The sequence below is a fragment of the Streptomyces sp. V4I23 genome (assembly GCF_030817975.1).
Taxonomy (GTDB): domain Bacteria; phylum Actinomycetota; class Actinomycetes; order Streptomycetales; family Streptomycetaceae; genus Streptomyces.
This window is the reverse complement of sequence record NZ_JAUSZW010000004.1, coordinates 5168398-5193994: the sequence shown is the minus strand read 5'-3', so window position 1 is coordinate 5193994 and position 25597 is coordinate 5168398. Positions and strand designations below refer to the sequence as shown.

At 71.3% G+C, this 25597-nt stretch carries 18 protein-coding genes, 1 tRNA gene and 3 pseudogenes; 11 read left to right on the top strand and 11 right to left on the bottom strand.

The window, feature by feature from the left end:
* Positions 1-43 precede the first annotated feature (43 nt).
* Entirely contained in the window at positions 44-1027 is a 984-nt protein-coding gene (locus QFZ82_RS25915; protein WP_307715441.1) for a methyltransferase domain-containing protein, read from the bottom strand.
* Between the two features lie 313 nt (positions 1028-1340).
* Here QFZ82_RS25915 and QFZ82_RS25910 point away from each other — a divergent pair, with 313 nt between their 5' ends.
* From QFZ82_RS25910 to QFZ82_RS25895, 4 genes are all read left to right on the top strand, one after another.
* On the top strand, positions 1341-1748 hold the full coding sequence (locus QFZ82_RS25910) for a globin (protein WP_307715440.1): 408 nt from the start codon (positions 1341-1343) through the stop codon (positions 1746-1748).
* Between the two features lie 168 nt (positions 1749-1916).
* On the top strand, positions 1917-5279 hold the full coding sequence (locus QFZ82_RS25905) for an FtsX-like permease family protein (protein ID WP_307715439.1): 3363 nt from the start codon (positions 1917-1919) through the stop codon (positions 5277-5279).
* Positions 5276-8092: an ABC transporter permease gene (locus QFZ82_RS25900; protein ID WP_307715438.1), complete on the top strand. Its 2817-nt coding sequence runs from the start codon at positions 5276-5278 to the stop codon at positions 8090-8092. Before QFZ82_RS25905 ends, QFZ82_RS25900 begins: the two co-directional genes overlap by 4 nt.
* The gene (locus tag QFZ82_RS25895) at positions 8089-9036 is read left to right on the top strand and encodes an ABC transporter ATP-binding protein (RefSeq protein ID WP_307715437.1); all 948 of its coding nucleotides are present in this window, start codon (positions 8089-8091) and stop codon (positions 9034-9036) included. The genes QFZ82_RS25900 and QFZ82_RS25895 overlap by 4 nt, the downstream gene beginning before the upstream one ends.
* A 348-nt stretch (positions 9037-9384) precedes the next feature.
* On the opposite strand, the gene QFZ82_RS25890 is transcribed toward QFZ82_RS25895, so the two are convergent.
* The 7 genes from QFZ82_RS25890 to QFZ82_RS25860 all read right to left on the bottom strand — a co-directional run bounded on the left by QFZ82_RS25890 (position 9385) and on the right by QFZ82_RS25860 (position 18227).
* Positions 9385-10053 carry a hypothetical protein gene (locus QFZ82_RS25890; RefSeq protein WP_307715436.1) on the bottom strand — a complete coding sequence of 223 codons (669 nt, stop codon included), beginning with the start codon at positions 10051-10053 and terminating at the stop codon, positions 9385-9387.
* 8 nt (positions 10054-10061) lie between these two features.
* Positions 10062-10571: a thioesterase family protein gene (locus QFZ82_RS25885; RefSeq protein WP_307715435.1), complete on the bottom strand. Its 510-nt coding sequence runs from the start codon at positions 10569-10571 to the stop codon at positions 10062-10064.
* A gap of 8 nt (positions 10572-10579) precedes the next feature.
* Positions 10580-12244 (bottom strand): energy-dependent translational throttle protein EttA, encoded by a 1665-nt coding sequence (ettA, locus tag QFZ82_RS25880; RefSeq protein WP_307715434.1) that lies wholly within the window; start codon positions 12242-12244, stop codon positions 10580-10582.
* A gap of 226 nt (positions 12245-12470) precedes the next feature.
* Complete coding sequence (locus QFZ82_RS25875) at positions 12471-13883, bottom strand: Cys-Gln thioester bond-forming surface protein (RefSeq protein WP_307715433.1); 1413 nt, start codon at positions 13881-13883, stop codon at positions 12471-12473.
* A gap of 256 nt (positions 13884-14139) precedes the next feature.
* On the bottom strand, positions 14140-14583 hold the full coding sequence (locus tag QFZ82_RS25870) for a single-stranded DNA-binding protein (RefSeq protein WP_307715432.1): 444 nt from the start codon (positions 14581-14583) through the stop codon (positions 14140-14142).
* A 119-nt stretch (positions 14584-14702) separates the two neighbouring features.
* Positions 14703-16601, bottom strand: coding sequence for a GTP-binding protein (locus tag QFZ82_RS25865; protein ID WP_373429325.1), 1899 nt, complete (start codon positions 16599-16601; stop codon positions 14703-14705).
* 6 nt (positions 16602-16607) lie between these two features.
* Positions 16608-18227 (bottom strand): dynamin family protein, encoded by a 1620-nt coding sequence (locus QFZ82_RS25860; RefSeq protein WP_307717840.1) that lies wholly within the window; start codon positions 18225-18227, stop codon positions 16608-16610.
* 309 nt (positions 18228-18536) lie between these two features.
* Between QFZ82_RS25860 and QFZ82_RS25855 the strand changes: the two genes are divergently transcribed.
* The 5 genes and pseudogenes from QFZ82_RS25855 to QFZ82_RS39815 all read left to right on the top strand — a co-directional run.
* Positions 18537-18609 (top strand) — tRNA-Arg (locus QFZ82_RS25855).
* 143 nt (positions 18610-18752) lie between these two features.
* Positions 18753-19022, top strand: a complete 270-nt coding sequence (locus tag QFZ82_RS25850) for a type II toxin-antitoxin system Phd/YefM family antitoxin (RefSeq protein ID WP_062145112.1) — start codon at positions 18753-18755, stop codon at positions 19020-19022.
* Positions 19012-19467: a type II toxin-antitoxin system VapC family toxin gene (locus tag QFZ82_RS25845; RefSeq protein WP_307715430.1), complete on the top strand. Its 456-nt coding sequence runs from the start codon at positions 19012-19014 to the stop codon at positions 19465-19467. The genes QFZ82_RS25850 and QFZ82_RS25845 overlap by 11 nt, the downstream gene beginning before the upstream one ends.
* 155 nt (positions 19468-19622) lie before the next feature.
* A pseudogene (locus QFZ82_RS25840) lies at positions 19623-20050 on the top strand (VOC family protein).
* 550 nt (positions 20051-20600) lie between these two features.
* A pseudogene (locus tag QFZ82_RS39815) lies at positions 20601-20854 on the top strand (NUDIX hydrolase); the annotation flags it as partial.
* 67 nt (positions 20855-20921) lie between these two features.
* Here QFZ82_RS39815 and QFZ82_RS25830 read toward each other — a convergent pair.
* On the bottom strand, positions 20922-21467 hold the full coding sequence (locus QFZ82_RS25830; RefSeq protein WP_307717994.1) for a hypothetical protein: 546 nt from the start codon (positions 21465-21467) through the stop codon (positions 20922-20924).
* Positions 21468-21664: 197 nt separating this feature from the next.
* Complete coding sequence (locus QFZ82_RS25825) at positions 21665-22411, bottom strand: hypothetical protein (RefSeq protein ID WP_307715429.1); 747 nt, start codon at positions 22409-22411, stop codon at positions 21665-21667.
* 318 nt (positions 22412-22729) lie between these two features.
* Between QFZ82_RS25825 and QFZ82_RS25820 the strand changes: the two are divergent.
* Together QFZ82_RS25820 and QFZ82_RS39810 are read left to right on the top strand one after the other, a co-directional pair.
* Positions 22730-23103, top strand: a pseudogene (locus QFZ82_RS25820) (peptide deformylase); the annotation flags it as partial.
* Positions 23104-23278: 175 nt separating this feature from the next.
* Positions 23279-23536 (top strand): peptide deformylase, encoded by a 258-nt coding sequence (locus QFZ82_RS39810; RefSeq protein WP_373429324.1) that lies wholly within the window; start codon positions 23279-23281, stop codon positions 23534-23536.
* Positions 23537-23627: 91 nt separating this feature from the next.
* Here the strand turns inward: QFZ82_RS39810 and QFZ82_RS25810 are convergent, their stop codons facing one another.
* Positions 23628-25589 carry a PQQ-binding-like beta-propeller repeat protein gene (locus QFZ82_RS25810; protein WP_307715427.1) on the bottom strand — a complete coding sequence of 654 codons (1962 nt, stop codon included), beginning with the start codon at positions 25587-25589 and terminating at the stop codon, positions 23628-23630.
* Positions 25590-25597 lie beyond the last annotated feature (8 nt).

The window sequence follows — 25597 nt, the reverse complement described above, 5'->3', positions numbered from 1 at the left end:
GCCACCGGTCCGGGGGCGGCCACGTGCTGCCGGTCCCCTGCCGTCAGGCGGACGGGCCGAGCGGCCAGACGTACGGGCCCTCGGGGTCGTCCAGCCAGGCCCACTGGTGGTCGGCGGTGACGGTGATCCCGAAGCGGTTGCGCTCAGGGCGGCGTTCGCGCTCCCACAGCGACATGGCCTCGCGGGGGTCCAGGCTGTTCGCGGTCAGACTGAGCAGGAAGCGGAACAAATCGTTCTCGATCGCGCGCCGGGGCAGTCCGCCCGCTCGCGTCTCCGGCGGCGCCGCCCCGCCGCGCAGCGGTACGAAGAAGGCCGACGTCCGCAGGAAGCGCCCCTCGGCGCTGCGCCCCTCCGGACCTTCGCGCACCCGCAGCCTGATGACCCCGGTCGACAGCGGAGCGACGATCCGGGCGCCGGGGTCGCACTGCGGCAGCCACTCGCGCGGCACCGACGGCAGCGTGCAGGTCGCGATGACGCAGTCGAAGGGCGCGCGTTCCGGGCACCCCCTCGCTCCGTCGCCGGTGACCACGGTGGGCCGGTAGCCGGCCGCCGCCAGATGCGTGCGGGCGGCCTCGGTGATCTCGGGGTCCAGGTCGACGGTGGTGACCGCCTCGTCGCCGAGGCGGTGCGCGAGCAGGGCCGCGTTGTATCCGGTGCCCGCGCCGATCTCCAGGGCCCTGTCCCCGTCGCGTACGCCGAGGGCCTGGAGCATCTCGGCCATCAGCGAGGGCTGGCTGGAGGAGGAGACCAGTTCGCCGTCCCGGACCCGGGTGGCGAGCGGCTGGTCCGCGTAGGCCCCGCGGAGCCAGCGGGCCTGCTGCTCGGGGTCGGGGTCCTCGCACCACAGGCGTTCGTACGTGCCGGTCCGGCCGATGAAGTAGTACGGCACGAACAGATGCCGCGGCACCTCCTCGAACGCGGTCCGCCAGGCGGGATCGGTCAGCTCGCCGGCGGCCACGATGCGGCGCACGAGAGCGGAGCGCGCCTCGGCGCCCGGCTCGGCGAATCGGTCCGCGTGTGCAGCCATGCCTCCACTGTCCTGCGCCCGTGGCGGCGAGGCGAGCGTCCCGGCCGGGCGCGGCGTCGCGGACCCGGCGCGTTCGCGCTGCCCGCAAGGACGCGGCGGGTCCGGCACGGTCGGGCGGCGGCGGGTCCGGCACGGTCGAGCGGCGGCGGGTCCCGCACGGTCGAGCGGGCCGGAAGGGGCGGACCTAGGGCCTCCGTCCTCGGCCGGTGCGTCTGAGAGCATGGACGGTGCCGCATTCTCCGGGGGACGGCCCCCCGGCCCCCGGCCGACACCACTCGGGGCGTGCCAGAGACACATTGCGAGGCTCATCCAGGTGAACGAGATTCCGCGCGGGACGCTTCAGGAGCAGACCTTCTACGAGCAGGTCGGCGGCGAGGAGACCTTCCGGCGCCTCGTCCACCGGTTCTACCAGGGCGTCGCCGAGGACCCGCTGCTGCGTCCGATGTACCCGGAGGAGGACCTCGGTCCCGCCGAGGAACGGCTCGCGCTCTTCCTGATCCAGTACTGGGGCGGGCCGCGCACCTACAGCGACAACCGCGGCCATCCCCGGCTGCGGATGCGGCATGCCCCGTTCACCGTCGACCGGGCGGCGCACGACGCGTGGCTGCGGCACATGCGGGTGGCGGTCGACGAGCTCGGCCTGTCCGAGGAGCACGAGCAGCAGCTCTGGAGCTACCTCGCCTACGCCGCGGCCTCCATGGTCAACACGCCGGACCAGTAACTCACCGAGCCACCGGGGGTCCTTTCCGCGCGGAATCCGATCGTCCGTCGCCGGATAACGGTCACGATCAGATCAAGGTCGGGCTGCAAGCGGTTTCCACGGGCCGGTGTCCTCTGAAAGCATTTCGCCAAGGGTGGCTTCGGGGGAATCCGGCTGGGTGGGGGACGTGTGACGGGGTTCGTACTACTGCGCGTCGGAGCACACCGTCTGCTTCTCGCCGCGGCCCTGCTCGCGGTCGTCCTGACGACCTGCGTCCTCGCCGCGCTCACCGCGTTCTCCGGCTCGGTCGGCGACGCCGCGCTGCGCCACACGCTCGGCGGCCGGCAAGCGGCGAACGCCTCGCTCGTCGTCACCGCCCCGGTCCCCGGCGAACGGCGCGCGTCCGCCCACGAGGCCGTCGTCCGCGGCGCGCGGACGTCGTTCGGCGGGCTGCCGGTCACCGTACGGAAGCTGGAGCGTTCGGGGCCGTACGCGCTGCCGCGCTCGCTCCAGGCGCCCGAGGCCCGCAAGGGCGAACCGGACCTGACGCACTTCGCCGCCCTCGACGCGACCCGCGTCAGGGCGGTGGCCGGTGCGCTGCCCGGCCCCGCCGGTGACGGCCCTGCCCCGGTGGCGCTGCCCGAGACGGCCGCCGAGCTGCTGGATGTGCGGCCGGGGGCCTTGCTCACGCTCACCGACCGGCTCACGGAGAAGCCGCTGAAGGTCAGGGTGACCGGCGTGTACCGGGCAACGGATCCGGCCGATCCGTACTGGCAGCTCGACTCGCTCGGCGGGCGCGGCGTGCGCACCGTCGTCTTCACGACCTACGGGCCCCTGCTCGCCGACCCGTCGGTGCTCGCCTCCGGCCGCGCCACCGCCGGGGAGACGGCGTGGCTGGCCACCGCGGACTTCCGCACGGTCGGCACCGACCGGATCGGCGCTCTGCGCTCGGCGGCCGAGCGCGGACCCGACCAGCTCGCCCACGCCCCGGCGTTCGGGGGCGCGCCGACCGTGCGGACGGAGCTGCCGACCGTCCTGGCACAGAGCGAGCGCGCGCTGCTGGTGGCGCGTTCCACCCTGCTGATCGTCGCCGTGCAGCTGGTGGTGCTCGCCGGGTACACCCTGCTGCTGGTGGCCCGGACGCTGAGCAGCGAACGCGCGGGCGAGACGGGCCTGTTGCGCGCCCGGGGCGCGTCCCGGGGCCGGATCGCGGCGCTCGCCGCGATCGAGGCGGCACTGCTGGCGCTGCCCGCCGCGGTCTGCGCGCCGCTGCTTGCGGGCCCCCTGACGCGGCTGCTGGCCGAGCACTCGGCGCTGACGCGTGCCGGACTGCGCCTCGGCGAGGCCCCGACCGCGCAGGTCTGGCTGGTGGCCGGTGCGGTCGCGGTGTGCTGTGCCGCGGCGGTGGTCGCCCCCGCTCTGGCCGCGACGGGTGACGGGCCGCGGCGCGGGCGCGGCCGCGCACTGCCCGCGCCGGTCAGGGCCGGAGCCGATGTGGCGCTGCTGGCCGTCGCCGTGGTGGCGTACTGGCAGCTCGACCGCCGGACCGGCGCCACCGGCGGGGGCGCGCTCAGCGGCGACCGTGAGGGCGACCTCGGCGTCGACCCGCTGCTGGTGGCGGCGCCCGCCCTCGCGCTCCTCGCGGGCACGGTGCTGACACTGCGTCTGCTGCCGCCCGTGGCGAGGCTCGCCGAACGCCGGGCGGCCGGCGGCCGGGGTCTGTCCGTGGCGCTGGCGGGCTGGCAGTTCAGCCGCAGGCCACTGCGCGGCGCGGGCCCCGTCCTGCTGCTGGTGCTGGCGGTCGCGATGGGCATGCTGGCGGTCGGGCAGAGCGCGTCGTGGGACCGTTCGCAGCGCGACCAGGCCGACTTCCGGGCGGGCGCGTCGGTCCGTGTGACGGACGACGGGACGGGCGGGCCGGGGGACGCCGGCCGGTACGCATCCCTGGCCGGTGTGCGTGCGGCCGCTCCTGCGCACCGCGCGGCGCTCCCGCTGTCCGGCGACCGCACGGCCACCGTGCTCGCGCTGGACACGGCCGGAGCGGACGAGGGGCTGTTGATGCGCGGCGACCTGGCGGAAGAGGAACCAGCCGCGCTGCTGGCCGCCCTCGCCCCCGCGAAGCGCGCCAGGGCGGGCCTGCTCCTGCCGGACGACACCCGCCGCGTCACGCTGGACCTGCGTCTCACGAACGAGGACACGCCGTCCGGGACGTCGCCCGGCGGTCTCTCGCTCAGGGCCGTCGCGGTCTTCGAGGACCGTCACGGGACGGCCTACCGGACGTCCGCCGGCGAACTGCCCGTCGACGGCCGCGTCCATCCGGTGACCCTGGACCTGGACGGGACCGCCTCGGGCGGGCGGGCCGCTCCCGCCGGGCCGCTCGCGCTGACCGGCCTGCGGCTGCTCGACGCCCCGGTCCCGACGAAGGCCGAGCGGCACCGCCTGAACGTCGAACGGGTCCTGGCGGCGGGCCCGGAAGGGGGCTTCCGCCCCGTCGAGGTCCCCTCGGGGCTGCGCTGGGCGGGCACGTACACCGAGACATGGGGCGGCGAGGCGCGGAAGCCGGTTCCGGTGCGCGCCGACGAGCCGGGGGCGAAGCCGCTGAGCGTGGTGTACGGGGCCGGCCCGGAACCGGTGACCGACGACCAATGGAGTCCCGTGGCCGAATTCGCCGTCCAGGTCGGCGCGATGCGCCCGGCGGCGCCGCAGCGGATCCCGGCGGTGGCGACGGACGCGTTCCTCGACGCGTCGGGTGCGAGACGCGGCGACAGCGTCGACGTCACCCTGGGCGGTGAGGAAGTCCGCGTGACGATCATCCGGGCCGTGCGGCAGCTGCCGACGACCGGTCCAGCGGCCGTGACGGCCGGCGGCCGGGTCCCGTCCGGGCAGGACGGAGACCGGGCCGCGGACGGCGGCGGGCTGCTGCTCGACCTCCGTACGGTCAATGAGGCCCTCGCCCGGCTCTCGGGCACGTCGCTGCGGCCCACCGAGTGGTGGCTGAGCACCGCTGCGGGCAAGGCCGCCCCGGCGGCCGCGGAGCTGCGGGCCCGCCCCGACGCGGAGCCGGGCCAGGTGCTGGTACGCGACGAGACGGCCGGTGAACTGCTGGGCGACCCGCTCGGCGCCGGGCCGCGGTCGGCTCTGCTCGCGGTCGCCGTGGTGGCGGTGGCGCTGGCCGCGGTCGGTTTCGCGGTGAGCGCGGCGGGGTCGCTGCGCGAGCGGGCGGCGGAGTTCGCCGTGCTCCGCGCACTCGGCACGCCGCGACGCCGGCCGGCCCGGCTGGTGGCCGCCGAGCAGAGCGTGCTGATCGGCATCGCGCTGCTGGTGGGCCTGGCCCTCGGCACGGTGCTGACCCGGGCGGTGGTGCCCCTTCTGGTCCTGACCGCGCAGGCCACGCAGCCCGTTCCGCGGGTCCTGGTGGAGTTGCCGGCGGACCGGGTGGGTCTGCTGCTCGCCGCCGTCGCCGCGCTGCCGCTGGTGACCGTCGCCGTCATCGCCCTGCGCCGCGCCGATCCCGCGGTGACGCTGCGCCACCAGGGGGGACAACTGACATGACCACGAACCCCGTCGGCAGGCCGCCCGGGACGCAGCCGAAGGAGACATCCCCCGTGGGCCCGCAGCGCCGCTTCGTCGCCCCCTGGGTCAGGACCCGGCTGCGCACAGCACCCGGGGCGGCCCTCGCCTTCGGCCTCCTCGTGCTGCTCACGTCGTTCCTGGCCGCCGCGTTCCCCCGTGCCGTGGACGCCTACGAGAACCGCGGGCTGCGCCATGACGTCACGGCGGCCGCGCCGTCCCGGAGCGGACTGGAACTGACCACGCCCCCGCCTCCCATCGAACTGCCCGAGGCCGCGCGGGAGGCGTCACTGCTTCCCACGCGGCTCGGCCCCCTCCACCGCCGGGTGCTCGGTCTGCTCCCCGATCCGCTGCGCGCCGATCCCGGCCAGTCGGCGTACGGGGTGCGGACCACGAAAACCCTGGTCGCCAGCGACCGGTGGCTGCCGCGCCCCGACACCAAGGACCCGGAGTTCACGCTGGCCGCGCACAGCGGCGTCGCCGAGCACGCCACCGTGCGCGAGGGCCGGCTGCCCCGCGTCACGGGCAAGGTGACCGCCGCGACGAGGGAGGTGGAGGCGGCCGTCACCGTGCAGACGGCGAAGACGCTGAACATCAGGACCGGTTCGGTCGTCCATCTCGGCGACCCGGCCGGGACGGTCCTGTCGGCACGGGTGACCGGAATCGTCGAACCCCGTGAGCCCGGGGGCGGTTACTGGTCCCACGACTCGCTGCTGCGCACCCCCGGACTCGACTCCACGCCGACCACCCTGCCCCAGGTCTACTGGAAGGGCGCGCTCCTGATCGCCCCCGAGGCGGCGCCCGCACTGCTCGGCACCACCGGCGATCCGCAGCCCTACTGGCGGATCGCGCCCGCCACCGCGCATCTCACCGCCGCCGACGTGCCCCGGCTGACCAGCCGTGTCGCCTCCCTGGAGGACGGCCCCGATCTGCTGAGACTCAAGGAGGCCGTGGACAATAACGCCGAGCTGACGACGGACCTGGACGGCATCCTCGCGTCCTACGGCTCGATGCGGTCCGCCATCGCGCCGGTGGTCGCCGTCGCCGCGATCGGCGTCGGCGCCGTCGCCACGGTCGTGGTGCTCATGACGGGCGGGCTGTTCGCCGCCCGCCGACGCAGTGAGATCGCCCTGCTGCGCTCGCGCGGCGGATCGCTGCGGGGCATCGGCGGCCGGCTGCTCGCCGAGACCGCCGTCGTCACCGTGCCCGCCGCGGCCGCCGGACTCCTGGCCGCGGTCCTCGCGGTCGACGACGCCCGCCTGCCGTACGCCGCGCTCGGCTCCGGGGCCGTCGCCCTGGTCGCCTGCGCCGCGCTCCCCGTCCGCGCGATGGCGCAGCACCGGGTGGCGCGCGCCCACGGGGGACGCGACGACCTGGTGCTGGCGCGGCCCTCCGGCCGCCGCAAGGTCGCCGAGGTGACCCTGCTCGTCCTGGCGGTGGGAGCGGTGGTCGCGCTGCGCCGCCGCGGCACCTCCGACGCGGGCGACCACCTGGTCAGCGCCGCGCCGGTCCTGGTCGCCCTGATCGCCGCGCTCGTTCTCGTACGGCTGTGTCCGCTGCCGCTGCGCTGGGCCGCGCGCCCCGCCGCACGGCTGCGCGGCGCGGTCGGGTTCCTGTCGCTGGCCCGTGCGGGACGTTCGTCGGCGATCGGCGCGCTCCCGCTGCTCGCGCTGCTGGTGGCACTGACGACGGCGGGCTTCGGCGGTTCGGTGCTCGCGGGTGTCGACGACGCGCGGGCGCGGGCGGCGCTGCTGGCCACCGGCGCGGACGCCCGGATCTCCGGGGACGGCGACGCGGTGGCGCTGCCGGAGGGCGCGGAGCGGGCCGTGCGCGAGGTGTCCGGCGTGCGGACGGTGACCGCCGTGCAGATCGAGCACGCGCTCAGGCTGCCGGCCAGGGACGACGCCCTGACGGCCCCGCCCGCGGCGTCGCTCGTCGGCGTGGAGCCGAAGGCATACGCGGCGCTCTCCCACGGGCTGGACCTCGGCCCGTTCCCCGCGGACACGCTGCGCGCCACCGGCGGCGCGTCGCCCGTGCTGCGGGCCGTCGCCTCCCCGGGCGTCGCCGAGTGGCTGGGCAGGGGACCGCACCGGATCAACTCGCTGGCGGGCGAGTTCACGGTGGAGGTCGCGGCCGTACGGGAGCGCACGCCGGCCGTGGCGTCGGCGGACTTCCTGATCGTCGACGGCTCCCGGCTGGCCCACCGCGCGCCCACCGCCCTGCTCGCCACCGGCGACGCGGTGGACGGACGGGCGCTGAGGGCCGCCGTACGCGACCTGGACGAGGACCTCACCGTACGGCTGCGCGCCGAGGCACGGGCCTCCTTCACGGACTCGCCCCTGCAGTCGGGCGCGGAGCGCATCTACGCGGCCGCGATCGGCGCGGGCGCGGGATACGCCGTCCTCGCGCTGCTGCTGTCGCTGCTGCAGTCGGCACCGGAACGCACCACGCTCCTCGCCAGGCTTCGCACCATGGGGCTGACCACCCGGCAGGGGCGGCAGCTGCTGGGCCTCGAAGCGCTTCCCCCGGCGCTGCTCGCCGCGTCCGGCGGCGTACTCGTCGGCCTGGCCACGATCCGGCTGCTCGCTCCCGGCGTCGACCTGGTCCGCCTGGCGCTGGCCGCCGCACCGGGCGTCGCGCCGGTGGACGGCGCCACCCTGCGGGCCGACGCCTGGTCGCTGGCGCTGCCCGCGGCCGGTGTGGTGCTGCTGACCGCGGCGGTCGCCGGGACGCAGGCCTGGTGGACGGGGCGCCGCGGATCCGTCAACGAACTCAGGGCAGGAGACATGCGATGACCGACACGACCCTGGAGGAACTCGAACGCCGGGTCGCGGCCCGGCGCGAGAGGCCCTCGTACGGACACGACGCGCTGATCACCTGCGACCGGCTGGTCCGGGTGTTCTCCACGGACGGCGTCGAGGTGCAGGCCCTGCAGGGGCTCGACCTCCTGGTGAAGGAGGGCGAGTTGATGGCCCTGGTCGGCGCGTCGGGCAGCGGCAAGTCGACCCTGATGAACATCCTCGCCGGTCTCGACGTGCCCACCGCGGGCGCGGCGCGCGTCGCGGGCTGCGACCTGCTCGCGATGGACGCCGGGGCCCGGCTGCGCTACCGCCGCGAGGTGGTGGGCTTCGTGTGGCAGCAGACGGCCCGCAACCTGCTGCCGTACCTGACGGCGGCGCAGAACGTGGCCCTGCCGATGCAGTTGCGGGGCCGGAGCCGGCGCAAGGCGGAGCGCGTCCAGGAGCTTCTGACGATGCTGGGCGTCGCCGACTGCGCGGACCGCCGTCCGCAACAGCTGTCCGGCGGCCAGCAGCAGCGTGTCGCGATCGGCGTGGCGCTCGCGAACTCCCCCTCGGTCCTGCTCGCGGACGAGCCCACGGGCGAGCTCGACTCGGCGACCGGCGAACAGGTCTTCGCCGCGTTCCGCCGCGCGAACGAGGAGCTGGGCACGACGATCGTGATCGTCACGCACGACCAGGCCGTCGCGAGCGAGGTCCGCCGCACGGTCGCCATCCGCGACGGCCGCACCTCCTCCGAGGTGCTGCGCCGCACAGAGGTCGACGCGGCAACGGGCGAGGAATCGGTGGTGGCCCGCGAATACGCGACGCTGGACCGCGCCGGCCGCCTCCAGCTCCCCGCGGAGTACACGTCGGCGCTGGGCATGGCGGACCGCGTGGCCCTGGAGCTCGAACGGGACCACATCGCCATCTGGCCGGACGACACGACGCCAACCCCCTGACGCACACGCGCCGCGAAGCGGGCGCGGGGCGGCGCCCCTGCAGCGGCACAGCGGGCACGCGGGGAGAGGTTGTGCCGCGCCGCGGCCACGCGAAGCCGGCGCCCGCGCCGGCACAGCGGGCACGCGAGGAAGGGCCCACCCCTGGGCAGCCCACGCGCCGCGAAGCGGCCGCGACCGGGGGTCACGGGGGCCAAGCCCCCGGGGCCCGCCAGGGTTTCGGGAAGAGGCGGGCCGGGGGAAACCACACGCACCACACAGCGCCCCAGTGCTGCCCACGCGGCGCGCAGCGGGGCCCCGGGGCGCGTCACGGGGGCCAGGCCCCCGGTCCCGTCAGGGACGACCCCGGCGTCAGGACGTCGGTCGCACCGGCGTCACACTCAACCCGCCCAGCCCGTTCGTCCGCACCGCCACCGACCCGAACGGCGTCCGCAGCCTCAGCCACGTACCCGCCGACAGCAGCGCCACCGGCACTCCCGGGCGCAGGAAGCCGAGCGCCTGCGCCGCGTGCACGGCGCGCAGCGTCAGGCCCGTGCCGCCCACCGTCCGCGACCAGATCTCGCGGCCGATACGGTCCCGCTCGGCGCGCGTGCGCCGCTCCGCCGGCAGCGCCTCGTCCCGCGCGCGGAACTCCGCGACGGCCGCGGCCACCGCGCCCCGCATCGCCTGCACGTCCGGCAGCCCCGCCAGCTCGCGCCAGCCGCCGCGCGGCGGCAGCACGCCGGCCCAGGGCGGCCCGGTCACCGCGCCGGGCACCGTGAACTCCGCGCCGCCCAGCGACTCCAGCAGCTCCCCCGCCGACACGGTGACGTCGAGCTCGACGGGCTCGGCCAGCCGCGCCGTACGGATCGCGAGCACCTCGAAGGAGGGCGGGCGTCCGAAGACGGCGAGCGCACCGCTGCCGGCCTGCAGCCTGACCGCGGCGGCGCGATCGTAGTGGATCAGCCGGGCGAGGAAGGCGGCGAGATCGTCCGCCTCCCTCGCGTCGGCGAGGTGCAGGCTCTGCACGGGTACGGACATGGGCACGGTCATACGACGAGGGCGTCCTCGGGCTTCTCGTCCCGAGCGTCCCCGGCGGCGTCGCTCCGGGCGGTGTCGCTCCGGGCGGTGTCGCTCCGGGCGCCGTCGTCGAGATACTTCTGGAGGAACGACTTCTCCTCCGCACTGATCCGGCGCGGCCTGCCCTCGGCCAGGTTGTAGGGGACGACGACGGTCGAGGCCCGCACGTAGACCTGCGCGGGGTCGTCCGCCTCCTTCACCTCGTAGGCGATGGTCAGCGACGCGGCCGCGATCCGGGTCACCCACGACTCGATGATCACCGGCTCGTGCCGGTGGACCAGCGGCCGCAGGTAGTCGATCTCGTGGCGGGCGACCACCGATCCGCCGGAGAAGGACGGCGAACCGTCCCCCGGCGCCAGCCGGAACATGAAGTCGATCCGCGCCTCTTCCAGATACCGCAGGAAGACGACGTTGTTGACGTGCCCGAAGGCGTCCATGTCCGACCAGCGCAGGGGGCAGCGGTAGATGTGGCGAGCCATGCGCTGCCTCAGCCCCGGGTGAGCTTCTTGTAGGTGGCACGGTGCGGACGAGCCGCGTCCGGGCCGAGACGCTCGATCTTGTTCTTCTCGTACGACTCGAAGTTGCCCTCGAACCAGAACCACTTGGAGTCGCCCTCGTACGCCAGGATGTGCGTGGCGACTCGGTCGAGGAACCAGCGGTCGTGGGAGACGACCACGGCCGCGCCGGGGAACTCCAGCAGCGCGTTCTCCAGAGAGGACAGGGTCTCCACGTCGAGGTCGTTGGTCGGCTCGTCGAGGAGGAGCAGGTTGCCGCCCTGCTTGAGGGTGAGCGCGAGGTTCAGGCGGTTGCGCTCACCGCCGGAGAGGACCCCGGCCGGCTTCTGCTGGTCCGGGCCCTTGAAGCCGAAGGCGCTGACGTAGGCGCGGGACGGCATCTCGACGTGGCCGACGTTGATGTAGTCCAGCTCGTCGGAGACGACGGCCCACAGCGTCTTCTTGGCGTCGATGTTGGCGCGGCTCTGGTCGACGTACGAGATCTTGACGGTCTCGCCGACCTTGATCGTGCCCGAGTCCGGCTTCTCCAGGCCCTGGATCATCTTGAACAGGGTCGTCTTGCCGGCGCCGTTCGGGCCGATGACGCCGACGATGCCGTTGCGCGGGAGCGTGAAGGACAGGTCGTCGATGAGGACCTTGTCGCCGAACGCCTTGTTCAGGTTCTCGACCTCGACGACGACGGAGCCCAGACGCGGGCCCGGCGGGATCTGGATCTCCTCGAAGTCCAGCTTCCGCATCTTGTCGGCCTCGGCGGCCATCTCCTCGTAACGCGCCAGACGTGCCTTGGACTTGGCCTGCCGCCCCTTCGCGTTGGAGCGGACCCACTCCAGCTCTTCCTTGAGACGCTTCTGCCGCTTGGCGTCCTTCTGGCCCTCGACCTTGAGACGGGCGGACTTGTTCTCCAGGTACGTGGAGTAGTTGCCCTCGTACGGGTGGGCGCGGCCGCGGTCCAGCTCGAGGATCCACTCGGCGACGTTGTCGAGGAAGTAGCGGTCGTGGGTGATGGCGACGACAGTGCCGGCGTACTTGGCGAGGTGCGCCTCCAGCCACTGCACCGACTCGGCGTCGAGGTGGTTGGTGGGCTCGTCGAGGAGCAGCAGGTCGGGGGCCTCCAGGAGCAGCTTGCACAGGGCGACGCGGCGCTTCTCACCACCGGAGAGGTTGGTGACGGGCCAGTCGGCGGGCGGGCAGCCGAGGGCGTCCATGGCCTGCTCGAGCTGGGCGTCGAGGTCCCACGCGCCTGCGTGGTCCAGCTCCTCCTGGAGCTTGCCCATCTCCTCCATCAGCTCGTCCGTGTACTCGGTCGCCATCTGCTCGGCGATCTCGTTGAAGCGGTCGAGCTTGCCCTTGACCTCGGCGACGCCCTGCTGGACGTTCTCCAGGACGGTCTTGGACTCGTCGAGCGGCGGCTCCTGCAGGAGGATGCCGACGGAGTAGCCGGGCGAGAGGAAGGCGTCACCGTTGGACGGCTGCTCCAGACCCGCCATGATCTTCAGCACGGTGGACTTACCGGCGCCGTTGGGGCCGACCACACCGATCTTCGCACCGGGCAGGAAGCTCAGCGTCACGTCATCGAGGATGACCTTGTCGCCGTGCGCCTTGCGCGTCTTGCGCATCGTGTAGATGTACTCAGCCAAGAGAAACCGTCCGGCAAGCAGTGGGTGGGCAGATACACCCATCTTGCCGTACGCCGCCCCCCGGACGGAAACCGCGCCCCGGCCGACGCGGGAAGGCCCCGGCACACGCCGGGAGACGGCCCCCGCCCGCGACGCGCGAGGGGCCCGGCACGTCTCCCCGGACGCAGCGTCCGTCTCCCGTGCCGGGCCCCTCCTCAGCGCTGTGTCACAGTGCGCGGTCGTTCACTCACTCGCCGGCGGCCGACGCCTTCTTGCGGAGGAAGAACACCGCACCGCCGCCGATCAGCACCAGCACGATCGCGATGCCCGCGATCATCGGCGTGGCGCTGGAGCCGCCGGTCTCGGCCAGGTCGCCCTCGGGGCCCTCGGAGCCCGCGGACGTGCCGCCGGCCGACGCCGGGCTGGGCTGGGACGACGGGGTCTCGGTGCCCGGCTGCGGCGTGCCCGTGGTCTTGCAGTCCAGGACGCCCTTGAAGTTCTTCTCGAAGCCACCGGGGCCGGTGATCGTGAAGTCGTACGCCTGGTCCTCGGCGACCGGCACGGTCACGGTCCGGGACTCCCCGGCCGGGATGGTGTGCTTGATGCCGGCCAGCTCGAAGGTGAACGGGGAGTCGCCCTTGTTGCCCGCCGTGATGTCCACGCCGCCCTTGGCGCAGTTCTTCTCCGCGGTGACGGACGGGATCGCGCCCGTCTTCGCCCACGTCGCGGTCGCGGTCGCGGAGACCGTGGACTGGCTGGAGCCGGCCAGGATCTGGGTCTGGCTCTTGCTCGCGCTGGCGAACGCGCGTCCCACCGGAACCGACATGGTCGCCTGGGCGGTCAGCGAGGCCGTCCCGTCGGCCGCGCCCGCGGGAACGTCGAAGTACAGCTTGCTGCCGTCGACCGCGGAGGTGAGCGGCTTGCCCGCCTCGTCCGTGATCTTGACGCCGCTGGCGGCGGCGTCGACCGGCGGCGTGACGGTGACCTGGCCGGCGTCGGTACGCACCGTCACCGGGCCGAGCCGGCTGCCCGCCTTGCCGGAGACCGCGTTCGGCTCCAGGCTCAGCGAGGCCGTGGGCTCGGCGACGTCCTCGGCGGACTCCTCCAGCCAGTCGGCCAGCTTCTCGGCCGCGGGGTCGACCGCCGTGACATCGGCGCCGTCCGAGAAGCGCCAGATGGCGACCTGAGTGCCGGCCGCCGCGGTCTCGGCGGTCAGCGACCCGGCCTCCGCACCCTTGGCCAGCACGGCCAGGTCGTCGACCTGCGGGTAGGAGTGCTGCAGGATCCAGCGGATCTTGCCCGCGTTCTTGTTGGTGCGGAGCGACGTCTGGTCCCAGGGGGTCTCCAGGTACTTGGCCTGGGACTGGGTCGGGTTGTGGATGTCGATGCAGTACGTCTTGAGCTGACCGCCGCCGTCGACGGTCATCTCGAAGAGCCCGGCGGAGATCTCCTCGTTCTTGCCGTCGTTGTGCAGAAGAGCCTTGTCGAACGTCTTCAGCCCGTCGAGGGTGGCGACGGCGCCCCCCTGGTGCTGGGTGCCGTCGTCGGCGGCGGCCATGCCCGCGCCGGCGAGGGAGCCTGTGGCGATCAGGCCCGAGACGAGGGCCGCCGCGGCAAGACGCGCGGCGCGCCGCCTGCGTACAGCAGACGCAGAGAACACAGCAAACACAGCAGAATTCCCCTCTGGGCGAGAACTTCGCGTGTGACGCGTGGGGGAAGTGTCTCGCCAGCTAACTCAAGTGCCCCGTGAGTACGCGGGAATCCTATGGACGGCGCGCAGCCCGGTCCCCCGTCATGTCATCAGATAACCATTCCGACTCGTAATCGTTATCACGGTCGGTCAATTCACCCCCTGATCACCCGTTTTACCGGGCCGCGCCCCTGCGCGGCGTAGTCGGCCCGCCCCCAACTCCCTTTCAGGGGACGGCGACCGGCTCCCTCGCCCGCCCGGTCGCGCCCGGCTCCTCCGGCTCGCCACGCCGGGCCGCCGGCACCGGCTCGCCCCTCGCCACCCGCCGGAACGCCGCCGTCCCGCGCGTCAGGTCGTGCCCCGCCGCCAGCGCATCGATGTCCACGAACGTCCGCCGCCTGCCGTCCCCGTCCTCCTCGCGCACCTTCAACCTGCCGTGCACCACGAGCGGTTCACCCACCGAAACGGAACCGGCCAGATTCGCCGCGAGCGACCGCCAGGCGAAGACGGTGTAGAAGCTCGTCGGCCCGTCCGTCCAGGTGCCGTTCTGCCGGTCCCACCGCCGCGACGGCACCGCGAAACGGAATCGCGCCATCCCTCCCGTCGCCGTTTCCCGGTACTCCACATTCGTGGCCACATTCCCGACCACCGTCACCATGGTGTCGTTCATGACGGTCACCTCCCCGTCCGGTCGCATTGCCCGATCGCTGTCTTCCGGGCTCCATGCTGGACCGGACGGAGAAGACCCGCGGACGCCTGTGGACGGGCGTCCCGTTGTGGACAACTCCGTCACCCGATACGGGTGCGCACCCTTCCGTGCCCCGCCCCCGGCCGTGTCGTCCCCGACACCGTCGCGTACTGCTCCCGCACCTCGCGGTAGCGCATGAGCTCCGCCGAGATCGGGTCGAGCACCTTGGCCCTGCCGCAGCCCGCGGCCGCCTCCTGCAGCGCGCGTCTGACGTCCTGGCCGTATCTCCGGGCCGGCCCCTTGGCGGCCGCCGCGCACGCCCACTCCACCAGCGGGCCGCCCACGATGCCCGCGAGCATCACCAGCACCGGCGGGATCAGCCCCGGCTCCAGCACGCCGACGATCTGGCCCACCAGCCACAGGCCGCCGAAGATCTGAAGCAGCGTCATCGACGCCTGGGCCAGCACCGCGGCCGGCCACCACGCCGGGCGCTGCGGCCGCCCGCTCGTCGCCGCGGCCTCGCGCGTCGCCAGCTCGTCCAGTGCCTCGGGCAACCCCTGCGCGCCCCGTACCGCCGCCTCCCGCACCGCCTGCGCCCACGGGGCGGGCAGCCCGCGCGACGCCTCGCCGGCGACCGTGCGGACCGCCTGCTCGACCCGCTGGCGCGCGGTCGGTTCCTCCTCCACCGGAGTGGCGCGCGGCTCCAGTGCCGCCCCCGGCATGCGCTTGCGCTCGTACCAGCGCCACAGCCGCAGCCAGGGCGTCCCGCACGCCCGCGACGCGTTCCTGCGCCACTCCCGCTCCGCGGCCTCCCCGGCCGCCGTCGCGCCGATCGCGTCCGCGAGCCGAGCCGAGAAGTCGTCGCGGGCGCGTTCGCCCAGACCCGTCCGGCCCTCGGCGACGTACACGGGGCGCAGCTTCGCCGCTGCCGCGTCCACGTCCGCGGACAGCCGCAGCGCCGCCGCCTCGCGCCCCTGCACGAACTCACCGATCATCTCGCGCAGTTCGCCCACGCCCTCGCCCGTCAGCGCGGACAGCGGCAGGACCCGGGCGCCCGGTTCCCCGTGCTCTCCCAGAGCCATGCCGTCCTCGTCCAGGAGCCGCCGCAGATCGTCGAGGACCTGGTCGGCGGCCTCGCCGGGGAGCCGGTCGATCTGGTTGAGCACCACGAACGTGATCTCGGCGTGCCCGGCGAGCGGCCTCAGGTAGCGCTCGTGCAGGGCAGCATCCGCGTACTTCTCGGGGTCGACGACCCAGATCACGGCGTCGACGAGTGCGAGCACCCGGTCGACCTGCTCCCGGTGCTGCACGAGAGCCGAGTCGTGGTCGGGCAGATCGATCAGCACCAGCCCATGCAACTGCTCGTCGCCGTCGCCGCCCGCGAGCGGCCTGCGGCGCAGCCGGCCCGGGATGGCGAGCCGGTCCAGCAGCCCGGCGGCGCCGTCCGACCAGGTACAGGCGATGGGAGCCGACGTGGTCGGCCTGCGCAGCCCGGTCTCCGCGATGCGCACTCCGGCGAGCGCGTTGAAGAGGGTCGACTTGCCGCTGCCCGTCGCGCCGGCGATGGCGACCACCGTGTGACGGGAGGAGAGCCGCTGGCGGGCGGCGGCCTCGTCGAGGACCCGGCCCGCCTCCGCGAGGGTGCGGCCGTCCAGGCGGGTCTGGGACAGCCCCAGCAGTTCACGCAGCGCGTTCAGGCGGTCGCGCAGCGGTCCGCCGTAGGCTCCGCCGATCGGCAGGTGCCCCTCCCCCGAGGCGGCACCGCCACGATGACCGGGCTCGTCCTCGGCGGGTTCCGCATCGTCCGGGTCGGGTGCGTCGGACCTCGGCTCGGCACGGCGCGCGATGAGCCCGTCGTCCCAGCGGTCACCGGCCTCCTTGCCGCCTGCGGCCCCTGCCCCCTCCGCAGCGCTGCCCGCCTTCTCGTGCACAGCCCCGTTCGGGGTTCCGGCGACGGCCTCGTTCCCCGTCTCGTTGTGGTCGTCGGTGACGGCGGTCACCCGCGCTCACCTCTCCTTCTGCAGTAGGGACAGCGCGGCGATCAGCTCGGCCTGCGGCTCGGGGGTCACTTCCAGGGCGTCCAGGGGCGCCAGGCGGCGGTCCCGTTCGCCGTGCAGTACGGCGTCGATGGACGTCGAGACCAGCTCACCGCCCTTGTCACGCAGCCTCAGCGCACCCTGGGCGCCCATCCGTTCGGCCAGCCGCTCCCCCGCACCGCGGGCGCGGCGGCCGCCGAGCAGCGCGGTGGCGAGCAGCGCGGCGACGGTCTCGGCGTCGGGGGCGGCGTTGCGCTCCATCCCCCGTACCTCCTCCTCGGCGATCTCCTCGAGCACCCGTCTCCAGCGGCGCACGGCCATCCCGATCCGCTCGCTCGTCTCCAGGTCGACGCGGCGGTGCGGGGTGAAGGCCGCCGCGGCGGGCTCGCGCCGCCAGGCGCTCTGCACCTGCTCGTCGGCGGCGGCCACGGCGCACTGCAGGAGTGCGGACAGGCTGGCGACGAGCGCGTCGAGCAGTTCGGCCGCCGTGCTGTCGCGGGGGTAGCCGCGCCAGCGGGTGCGCGCGTCCCCGGCGAGCACGGCACCGGCACGCAGCTGCTCCCGCACGCGCTCGCGCTGCTTCTCGTACGCCTCCTCCACCGCGCCCGTGAGCCGTACGGCCGCCGCGTACTGGGCCGCGACCGCGCTCGCGAGCTCCGGCATCCGCGCGTCCAGGGAGGCGAGAACGCCGCCCGCGGTGCGCCCGAGCGCCTGCTGGCGGGCGGCCGGGTCCTGCGCCCGGTGGGCCAGCCAGGACAGCAGGGGCGCGACGGCGGTGGTGGGCAGCAGCCCGTTTCCGGCGCCCGCGGACTCGGGCAGCTCGGGGATGGTGAAGCGCGGCACATGGCCGAGCCCCGCCTTGGTCAGCAGCGCCGCGTACTGGCGCGAGACCTCGTCGACGACCTGGTGCGGCACCCGGTCCAGCACGGTGATCAGCGTGGCGTCGTGCTCCTTCGCCGTACGCAGCAGATGCCACGGAACGGCGTCCGCGTAACGCGAGGCGGTGGTCACCAAGACCCATACGTCGGCGGCGCAGATCAACTCGGCGGCCAGCAGACGGTTCTCCACGACGAGCGAGTCGACGTCGGGCGCGTCGAGGAGGGCGAGGCCCCGCGGGAGGGTGGACGCGGTCTCGATCCGCAGCGCCTTCTCGTCCGCGGCCTGATTCCCGCGACTGCCGTGCCGCCCGGCCCCGTCCCGCTCCCCCTGCTCCTCGGCGGGGGGCATCCAGACACGGGTGAACTCCGGGAGCACCCGCATACCGGCGAACCAGTGGTGGTCGTCGGGGTGGCAGACGAGGACAGGCGTCCGCGTGGTGGGCCGCAGCACACCGGCCTCGCTGACCTTCCTGCCCGCAAGGGAGTTGACGAGGGTGGACTTCCCGGCACCGGTGGATCCGCCGATCACGGCGAGCAGCGGGGCGTCCGGGTCCTTGAGGCGGGGCACCAGATAGTCGTCGAGCTGCGCGAGCAGCTCGACACGCGTCTGCCGGGCGCGGGGCGCGCCGGGAAGGGGAAGCGGCAGACGCACGGCGGCGACACGGTCGCGCAGGGCGGAAAGTGCGTCGATCAGCTGAGGCCGTGCATCCAAGGTCACCACATGCGAAGAATGCCCAATTTGATCGGCTTTTTGAAGCGTATGGGCCTCTCTGCGCGCCGGTAGGACAGACGGAACACATGGGACGAGTGGGACGCAGGCATAACGAGTGCACAACACCCGGGACGCCAGGCGTCAAAAGCGGTGCACGAATCGCACCTGCCTGCGATTATCGGTTCGCTTCACCGAACCTCCACATCGTGCCACGCAGGTGAGGCAACCGGGCCAAGGCGATCGGAGCCCTATCCTTGACCCCGGCAGGTCGGACACCCGAACGGGGCTCTGGCCGCAAGGCCGCTTCCGGCCCCCGTAGCTCAGTGGATAGAGCAGGCGCCTTCTAAGCGCTTGGCCGCAGGTTCGAGTCCTGCCGGGGGCGCATACAGCCTCTCACCAGTGGAAACGCGTGAGGGGCTTTTTCGCGTCCGGATGCACATCGCTCTAGAGCAGGCACCTTCGCCTGTCCGCCATCGCGGGTAACGGTGTAGCACCGGGTAGCACACCTTCGCTATCGTGGATAGCATGACAGCGCAGCCGGAGATCACTCAGCGCGATCTGCGCACCCGCTCCAAAGAGATCATGGACGCCGTCCAGGGAGGACAGGCGTTCACCGTCACCCGCGACGGGCATCGTGTCGGCGAGCTGATCCCGCTCCGCCGCCGTCGCCGCTTCGTACCCCGCGCCGAGTTCGCGGCCATGTCACGTACCGCCCCTGACATCTCGCTGGACGCCTTCCGCGACGACCAGGACGCCGTCGTCGAGCAGGAGTTGGACGACCCGTATGCCCGTTGAGCACGAGCAAGGCCTGCTCGACACCAACATCATGATCCTGCGCAAGTGGATCGACGCCGACGAGCTACCTGCCGAGATGGCCATCAGCGCCATCACCCTCGCAGAACTCTCCGCAGGCCCCCACCAGGTGCGCGGCGGCGAGCAGAGCGACTACGACGAACACGCCGAGCGGGCCCGCCGCATGGACGTGCTACAGCGCGCCGAAAACGAATTCGACCCCATCCCCTTCGACGTGGAGGCGGCCCGCATCTACGGCAGAATCTGCGCCGCCGTCGTCTCCACAGGCCGCAAGCCCCGTCGCCGTGTGGCCGACCTGATGATCGCCGCCGTCGCGGCCGCCGAGGGACTCCCCCTGTTCACCACCAACCCCGACGACTTCAAGGGCCTCGACGACTTGATCACCATCGTGCCCGTCACCCGGCCCGAGATCCTGCACGACCGGTAGTACCCGTCGGTCCCGCCCTGCGCCGGAAGCCAGGGTGGTTCCACTCCCGGTCGCGGACACCACCGCTCTTCACCAACTCACGTCACGCGAGACCTCGATGGCGCGGAGATGGCGCCCGGAGCCTCGGTGCCGGCACGCGCCCGTACAGTTACCCGATGACGCCGATCAAGAAGTTCCAAGTGACCTTCGACTGCGCAGAACCCGAGCGGCTCGCTCGTTTCTGGTGTGGGGTGCTGGGGTACGTCAACCGCCGCCGCCGGCGGGGTTTGCCACTTGGGACGATTTCAAGCGCTCGCAGCCACCTGAGCAGCGGGATTCCTGGTTCGCCTGCGTCGACCCCTCAAAGGTGGGCCCGCGGCTGTACTTCCAGCGTGTCCCCGAGGGGAAGGCCCCCAAGAACCGGCTGCATCTTGATGTGCGGGTCGGCACCGGACTCGTGGGGGAAGAGCGCCTCGCCGCCCTTGAGGCGGAATGCGCGCGACTGGTCCCGCTCGGTGCGGTGCACGTGCGCACGCTGTACGACGGCAATGATTCGTGCATCCCGATGCTGGACATCGAGGGCAACGAGTTCTGCATCGACTGAGAGGCCGCGAACGTGCCTTCGCCCTGCCCTCATGAGCCAGAGCGAAGGCACGAGGGGCGGTCATCAGCCAAAGACCCCCGGAAATGACAGCAAGCGCTTTGACGGCATTCGTGCGAGAGCGACCAGCGAAGACGCAGGTGAGCACGTCGCTCAACCCCTGACACCTTCTAAGCGCTTGGCCGCAGGTTCGAATCCTGCCGGGGGCGGCTAGCGGGCGGGGCGTAGAGGGCGCGTAAGCGCCGGACCGCCCTCGGACGATCACGAGGAGGATCCGGCGCTGTACGCGGTCACCGGGTTTTCTGCGGGCGGCCCTGTCGCATACGTGTCGAAGTTTCGCGGGGCGGGTCAGCGATCTTGTGACAGGTCGGGCAGGTCTCCCCCGGCCTCGATCCGCCGCTGGTGATCCTTGAGCTGACCCGAGATGCAGCGAGCGTAGGTTGCGAGCAGGACCGGCACGCTGTTGCCCCCCATTCGGCGACCTGCGGGATCCCCGCGTCGAGCCGTGTCGTCAGGCAGGTGTGTCGCAGGTCGTACACCCGCTTGCCGAGCGGTGAGGCGACGTCCTCGGGGGTCAGCACCTCTTGTCGCGCCGTTCGCCAGGCTCGACGGAAGACCGAGCCGGCCAGCATGCCGCCGAACTCTCCCGGGCGGCGTACTCGAGCTCACCGAGGCCCCGGAGGCCGGCGTAGCCCGCGAGGTCCGGGAAGAGACCGGCATCCGGGTCGAGGCCGACGAACTCACCGGGATTTGAAGAACACGACACGCGGCATCGTCGCCCTGGTGTTCCGACGCGAGCCGTCAGGCATCCGCATACGGCGTCTTCCGAACAAGTGCTCCAGCCCCCGGCCGGCCACGCTCGTCTCAGCGACCTCTACACCTGCCGCGGATCTGCCCCCAGGAGGGCCGGGTCCTCGGTCCGGAGTCGAAACTCTGCGGTTACGCCCAAGCTCTTTCGAGCGGCGAGGTAGAACACGTCACGCTTCTCCTGAAACTGCCTGAAGGCCTGCGTCCAGTCCTCCGGCGTTCCCGAGCGCTGGTCACGAGCGAACTGCTCCAGGACCCAGGCGTGGCGCTGCAGCGCCCTGGCCGCCGAGATGGTTTCAGCGTCTCCCACGAGGAGGACAGCCTCGAACGCGTAGCCGCGCTCCAGTTCGGCGTCAGCCAACATCGTCAAGCCGTCTTCCTGCGCGAGTGGCTGAGGGAGATCGAACAGCCCTTTGCCTGCCGCCAAGCGCCCTGCCAAGGAGGTGAATCTCTTGATCGCGTCGGCGTACCGGAGATAGGACTCCAGGCGACGTTCATCCCATCGCGTCGAGAGTTGGCGACGCCAGCGCGACCTTTCCATGAGGGCTCCGCCCACGTACGACGCTGCCGCGCCGACGAGCACGCCTATCAACGTGAACAGTTGTCCCGACATGGCCCCCCTGTCGATCGGTTCGTTCCCGGGAAGACCCTACTGTCGGCATTGATCGGCCCGGCAACGGCGGGGCAGTGACCCAGCACGTCCCCTCCTCGGCCGACCTGCCGTGTCCGTCGCGTGCCCGATCCGACGGAGACCGCCGCTGGCGCGACTCGATCGCACAAATACCCGGCCCCGCCACCCCGACGCGGTTATCAGCCAGAACTGGCCATGACCTGCCCGACGACGGAGAGGCGCTGCTCGTACTCCGGGCAGGTCGCCTCGCCGAAGGCGTAAGTCAGGGCGCGCGCGACGTCCTCGTGGCCGTCGGCCAGGGCAAGGTCGTAGAGACGGCGGCCGACACCTTCCAGGGCGCGGGGGTCGGCCGGATGAAGAGGGTAGGTTTCGACGTCGTCGGAGAGGGCGTTGTCCTCCGCCGCGCTGAAGAAGCCCCGCTCTCCGGTGATCACCCACAGCGACGCGCACCCGTCGGGATCGGGGCACTCGAGTTCGTATTCCTCGTTGACGACGCCCCAGATCAAGTCCTGTGCCCAGTGGATGTCGCCCTCCAGGTTCAGGACCGCCTCAAGCAGGTGGCAGTAGTCATTCCGGTCGGCGGTGACCTGCCGCCACCGGTGTGCGGCGGCCAGCAGGCGTGCGACCTCCGGCGCATGCCGGTCGCGCAGGTCCCGGGTCTCGTACCGCTGATCCGCCTGGACGAGAAGTGCGCCGGCCAGGAACAGGGCCGAAGCTGCCGTGTCGGCATGGTCGCCCTCCGCCATGTCGGTCAGCGTGTGCAGCACCAACGGATTGGCAACATCCAGGGAACCGTTGTGGTAAAGCTCGGTCCAAAGGTCGCTCCAGGCCTGACTGTCCCGCCCCTTGGCGGCACGTTCCAGCAGGGCCCTCAGGCGGTCGGAATCGGCGTCATCCGCGCGGGTGAGAGGAGAACTCGTCGTCATCGCGGCATCCAAGCAGATCGCCGCAAGCGCACTTCCGCAGAGCCGTCGATTGCTGTGGATGTGCGCCGGTCGGCATGTCTGGTGGGGCTGGGCCGCCGGCCAAGCGAGCCATAGCAAGTCTGTGCCGAAACTGTTTCGCTGACCTCCAACATTGACATCAACGACCACGGACGACGGCGACTTACAGCAGCCACGTAGGGCACCGGTACACGGCGGGCCCCGGCCCCGACCTGAGCACGAGGAGACCCGCACCGACCATGCCCACCAGCGCCAGCGACAAGGTGCGATCCATCGGGGTCGTCCAGGCGGGCGACCCCGATCCTCACCGAGACAGCGCGAACGTTCGACCTGCCCAGCGAAGCCGAGGACGCGCGGCGAGTCGTGGCAGAGTTGAACTCAGCAGCCAAACGGGCAGAGGACATCCACCAGTTCAGCAAGGGCATGGGAGTGGCCGCACCTCAGCTTGGCATCGATCGAGCAGCAGCCATCGTCCGCACTGCCGAGGGAGAAATCATCACCCTCCTGAACCCAAGGGTCATCGAGCGGTCCAGCGAGACCGACGAGCAGTACGAGGGGTGTTGGAGCTTCTTCGACGTGCGCGGCATGGTGCCCCGACCGCTCAGCATCAGCGTGGAGCACCAGGACATCGATGGGAATCGCGGCACCACCACCTTCGCGGATGCAGGGCCCGGCTCGTGGCCCACGAGATCGACCACCTGGAGGGCGTTGTCTACACAGCCCGCATGCGTCCCGATGCCGAGCCCATCCCGGTTTCCGAGTATCGGGGCACCGGCCTTATCTACAGCTGTCAAGCATCTGCGCAGGTGGATCGGTGCGGCGATATCAGGTACATGAGGCTGCCACGAGATGCTGCGGAGGCGCGGGAGGTTGTGGCGGCGCTCTATGCGGCTGCGGACCGTGCGACATCTGTGCACACATTCGGCAAGGGGATTGCGGACGACCACTTTTACCGATGGGCTCGCCCGGCTGGTCGCACACGAAGTCGATCACTTGGAAGGGATGTTGTATGTCGCCCGGATGGCGCCGGGCGACAGCACGATCTCGGTGGCCGAGTACAGGGGCTCGGGACAGAACTGGCAGTACGGCCCGCGTTCCGGGACGTAGGTCAGAGAGATTGGCTTGCAAGGTGCATTGCAGGTTCTCAACACAGCGTCAAACTGAAATGAAAGCTGGCGCCACCTCAGTCTGTAGTCCCCTACCTAAGCTTCCCGTCGGAGGCATTGACCGCATACAACGTTCCACTCGCACCGAAAAAGACCGTTCCATCCCAGACAGTTGGCAAGTCAGCAGCCTCGGCAGCACGGAAAGTCCACTTCTCCTTACCAGACTGAAAGTCGATGGCGCGGACCGTACGGTCGTCACCACTGACGTACAGGGACTCCGCGGAGAAAGTTAGACGAGGGCCGAAGCCCTTACCCGATTGATATACCCACTTCGGCTTGTGCGTCTGAGTGCTGATTGCGTACACCTTGCCGTCCTCGGTGCGGGTATACAGCAAGTCCCCAACGACGATAGGGGTGTCTTCGACTTCGCCCAGCGAGTACGACCACTTTTGTGCCCCAGTGGTGGAGTCGAGCGCGTGGATCTTTCCATTTCCCAGCGCATTTGAGGCGCCAACGTACACGTCCCCGTTTGCGATAGCGGCAGTGGTGGGAACGCCGCCGGTCACCTTTTTCTTCCACCGCACCGCGCCGTCGCTTGAATCCAAGGCGTACATGGTTCCGTCTCCGCTTGCGACATACAGGAAGCCGCCGCCGTCGGTGACTGGGGCCGCCATGTTTCCGCCCCCGATTTGCCGTTTCCATGCAATCCGGCCGGTCTTCGAACTAATTCCGTAAGCATTACTGGCATCGGAAGTAAAGATCATTCCGTCGGAGTATGTTGCAGATGCTTCCAGTGCAAGCCTCCCGAGTGGGCGCACCCAGCGACGCTTCCCTGATGCTGCATCGATCGCATGGATGCGGCTCGTCTCGACCTTTGGGACGCTCACGCCAATATAGACTGCACCTTCGGCCAGCAACGGGACACCCTCGACTGAAGGGCGGCCGTCAAGCTCATATTCCCACTTCATCTTTCCGTTGTCGGCATTGAAAGCGTACAGCTTCTCTTCCGAATGACCGACGCAATAAATGGATCCCGATTGTGCGGCACAAGGCCCAACCGAGGTCCCAGTGTCCCGTTTCCAAGACCGCATCTTTACCGGCGTATTAGATGATGTGGGAGGCGAGGATGGTGACTTCTTAGAGGCGCCTGGCCAATTGAGGGCGGCCACCGTCGCAGCAGTAGCGATTACCGCGACGGCAGCCGTAACTGAGATCAGGGCGCGCGCCATCTTCTTGCTCGCGCCGGTCCGCACTGAAAGCATCTCTTCGACGGGCGGAGGAGAGGGGTTTGCAGCGAGGAGGAGTTCCCCGTCGGATGCGACGCGGGATAGGGTCGGTTTCTGGCGAACTCCTACCGAAGACCGGGTTTCCTTGAGCACTCGCTTATTGGCGTAGTTGAACAACTCGCCGACGGTGACGCGACCGTCCCCATCTACGTCAGCTGCACCCGTGCGAATCCCATGAACTATAGCTTCGGTGAAATATGAGACGTAATCTGAGGATGAACCCGTATCTGTGGGGCGCTCGTATGCGTTCTTAAATGCCGATGACGCGGAAAGGACCCACGTACCCTTGCCGAAATGCCGCTCGGTGATCTTCGGCTGATTGACCCCGGACTTCGATAGGATATCCTTGGCGAAAGCGCCAGATGTGCAGCAATCCAAGATTACCACCTTGGATTCGCAGATTGCTGTTGCGAGTTGGCGACGCACGAAACCTGCGGAGGTTCCCGTCGACTGCATCCAATCTTGATGCGTGTCGACGGCAGCCAGATGGGCATCCTCAGCCTCTTGCGGGAATTTACCATGTCCCGAGAAATACAGTAGGCATAAGTCGTCTGCATCTGCCGTTCGAAAGAACTGCTCGATCGCCAATTCAAGCGTTTTGCGGTCAGGGTTGTCACATGATGTGACGCTATCGAAATTGCCGAGCTTTGGGTCTTCCAGGACGGTGCGGAGCAGGCGAATGTCGTTCAGCGGGGCCTTGAGCTTGGTGAAGCCGCCGGCCGGATCGTAGTCGGCTACCCCAATCAGTAGCGCGCGCTTCCTGCCCATGATCTGCG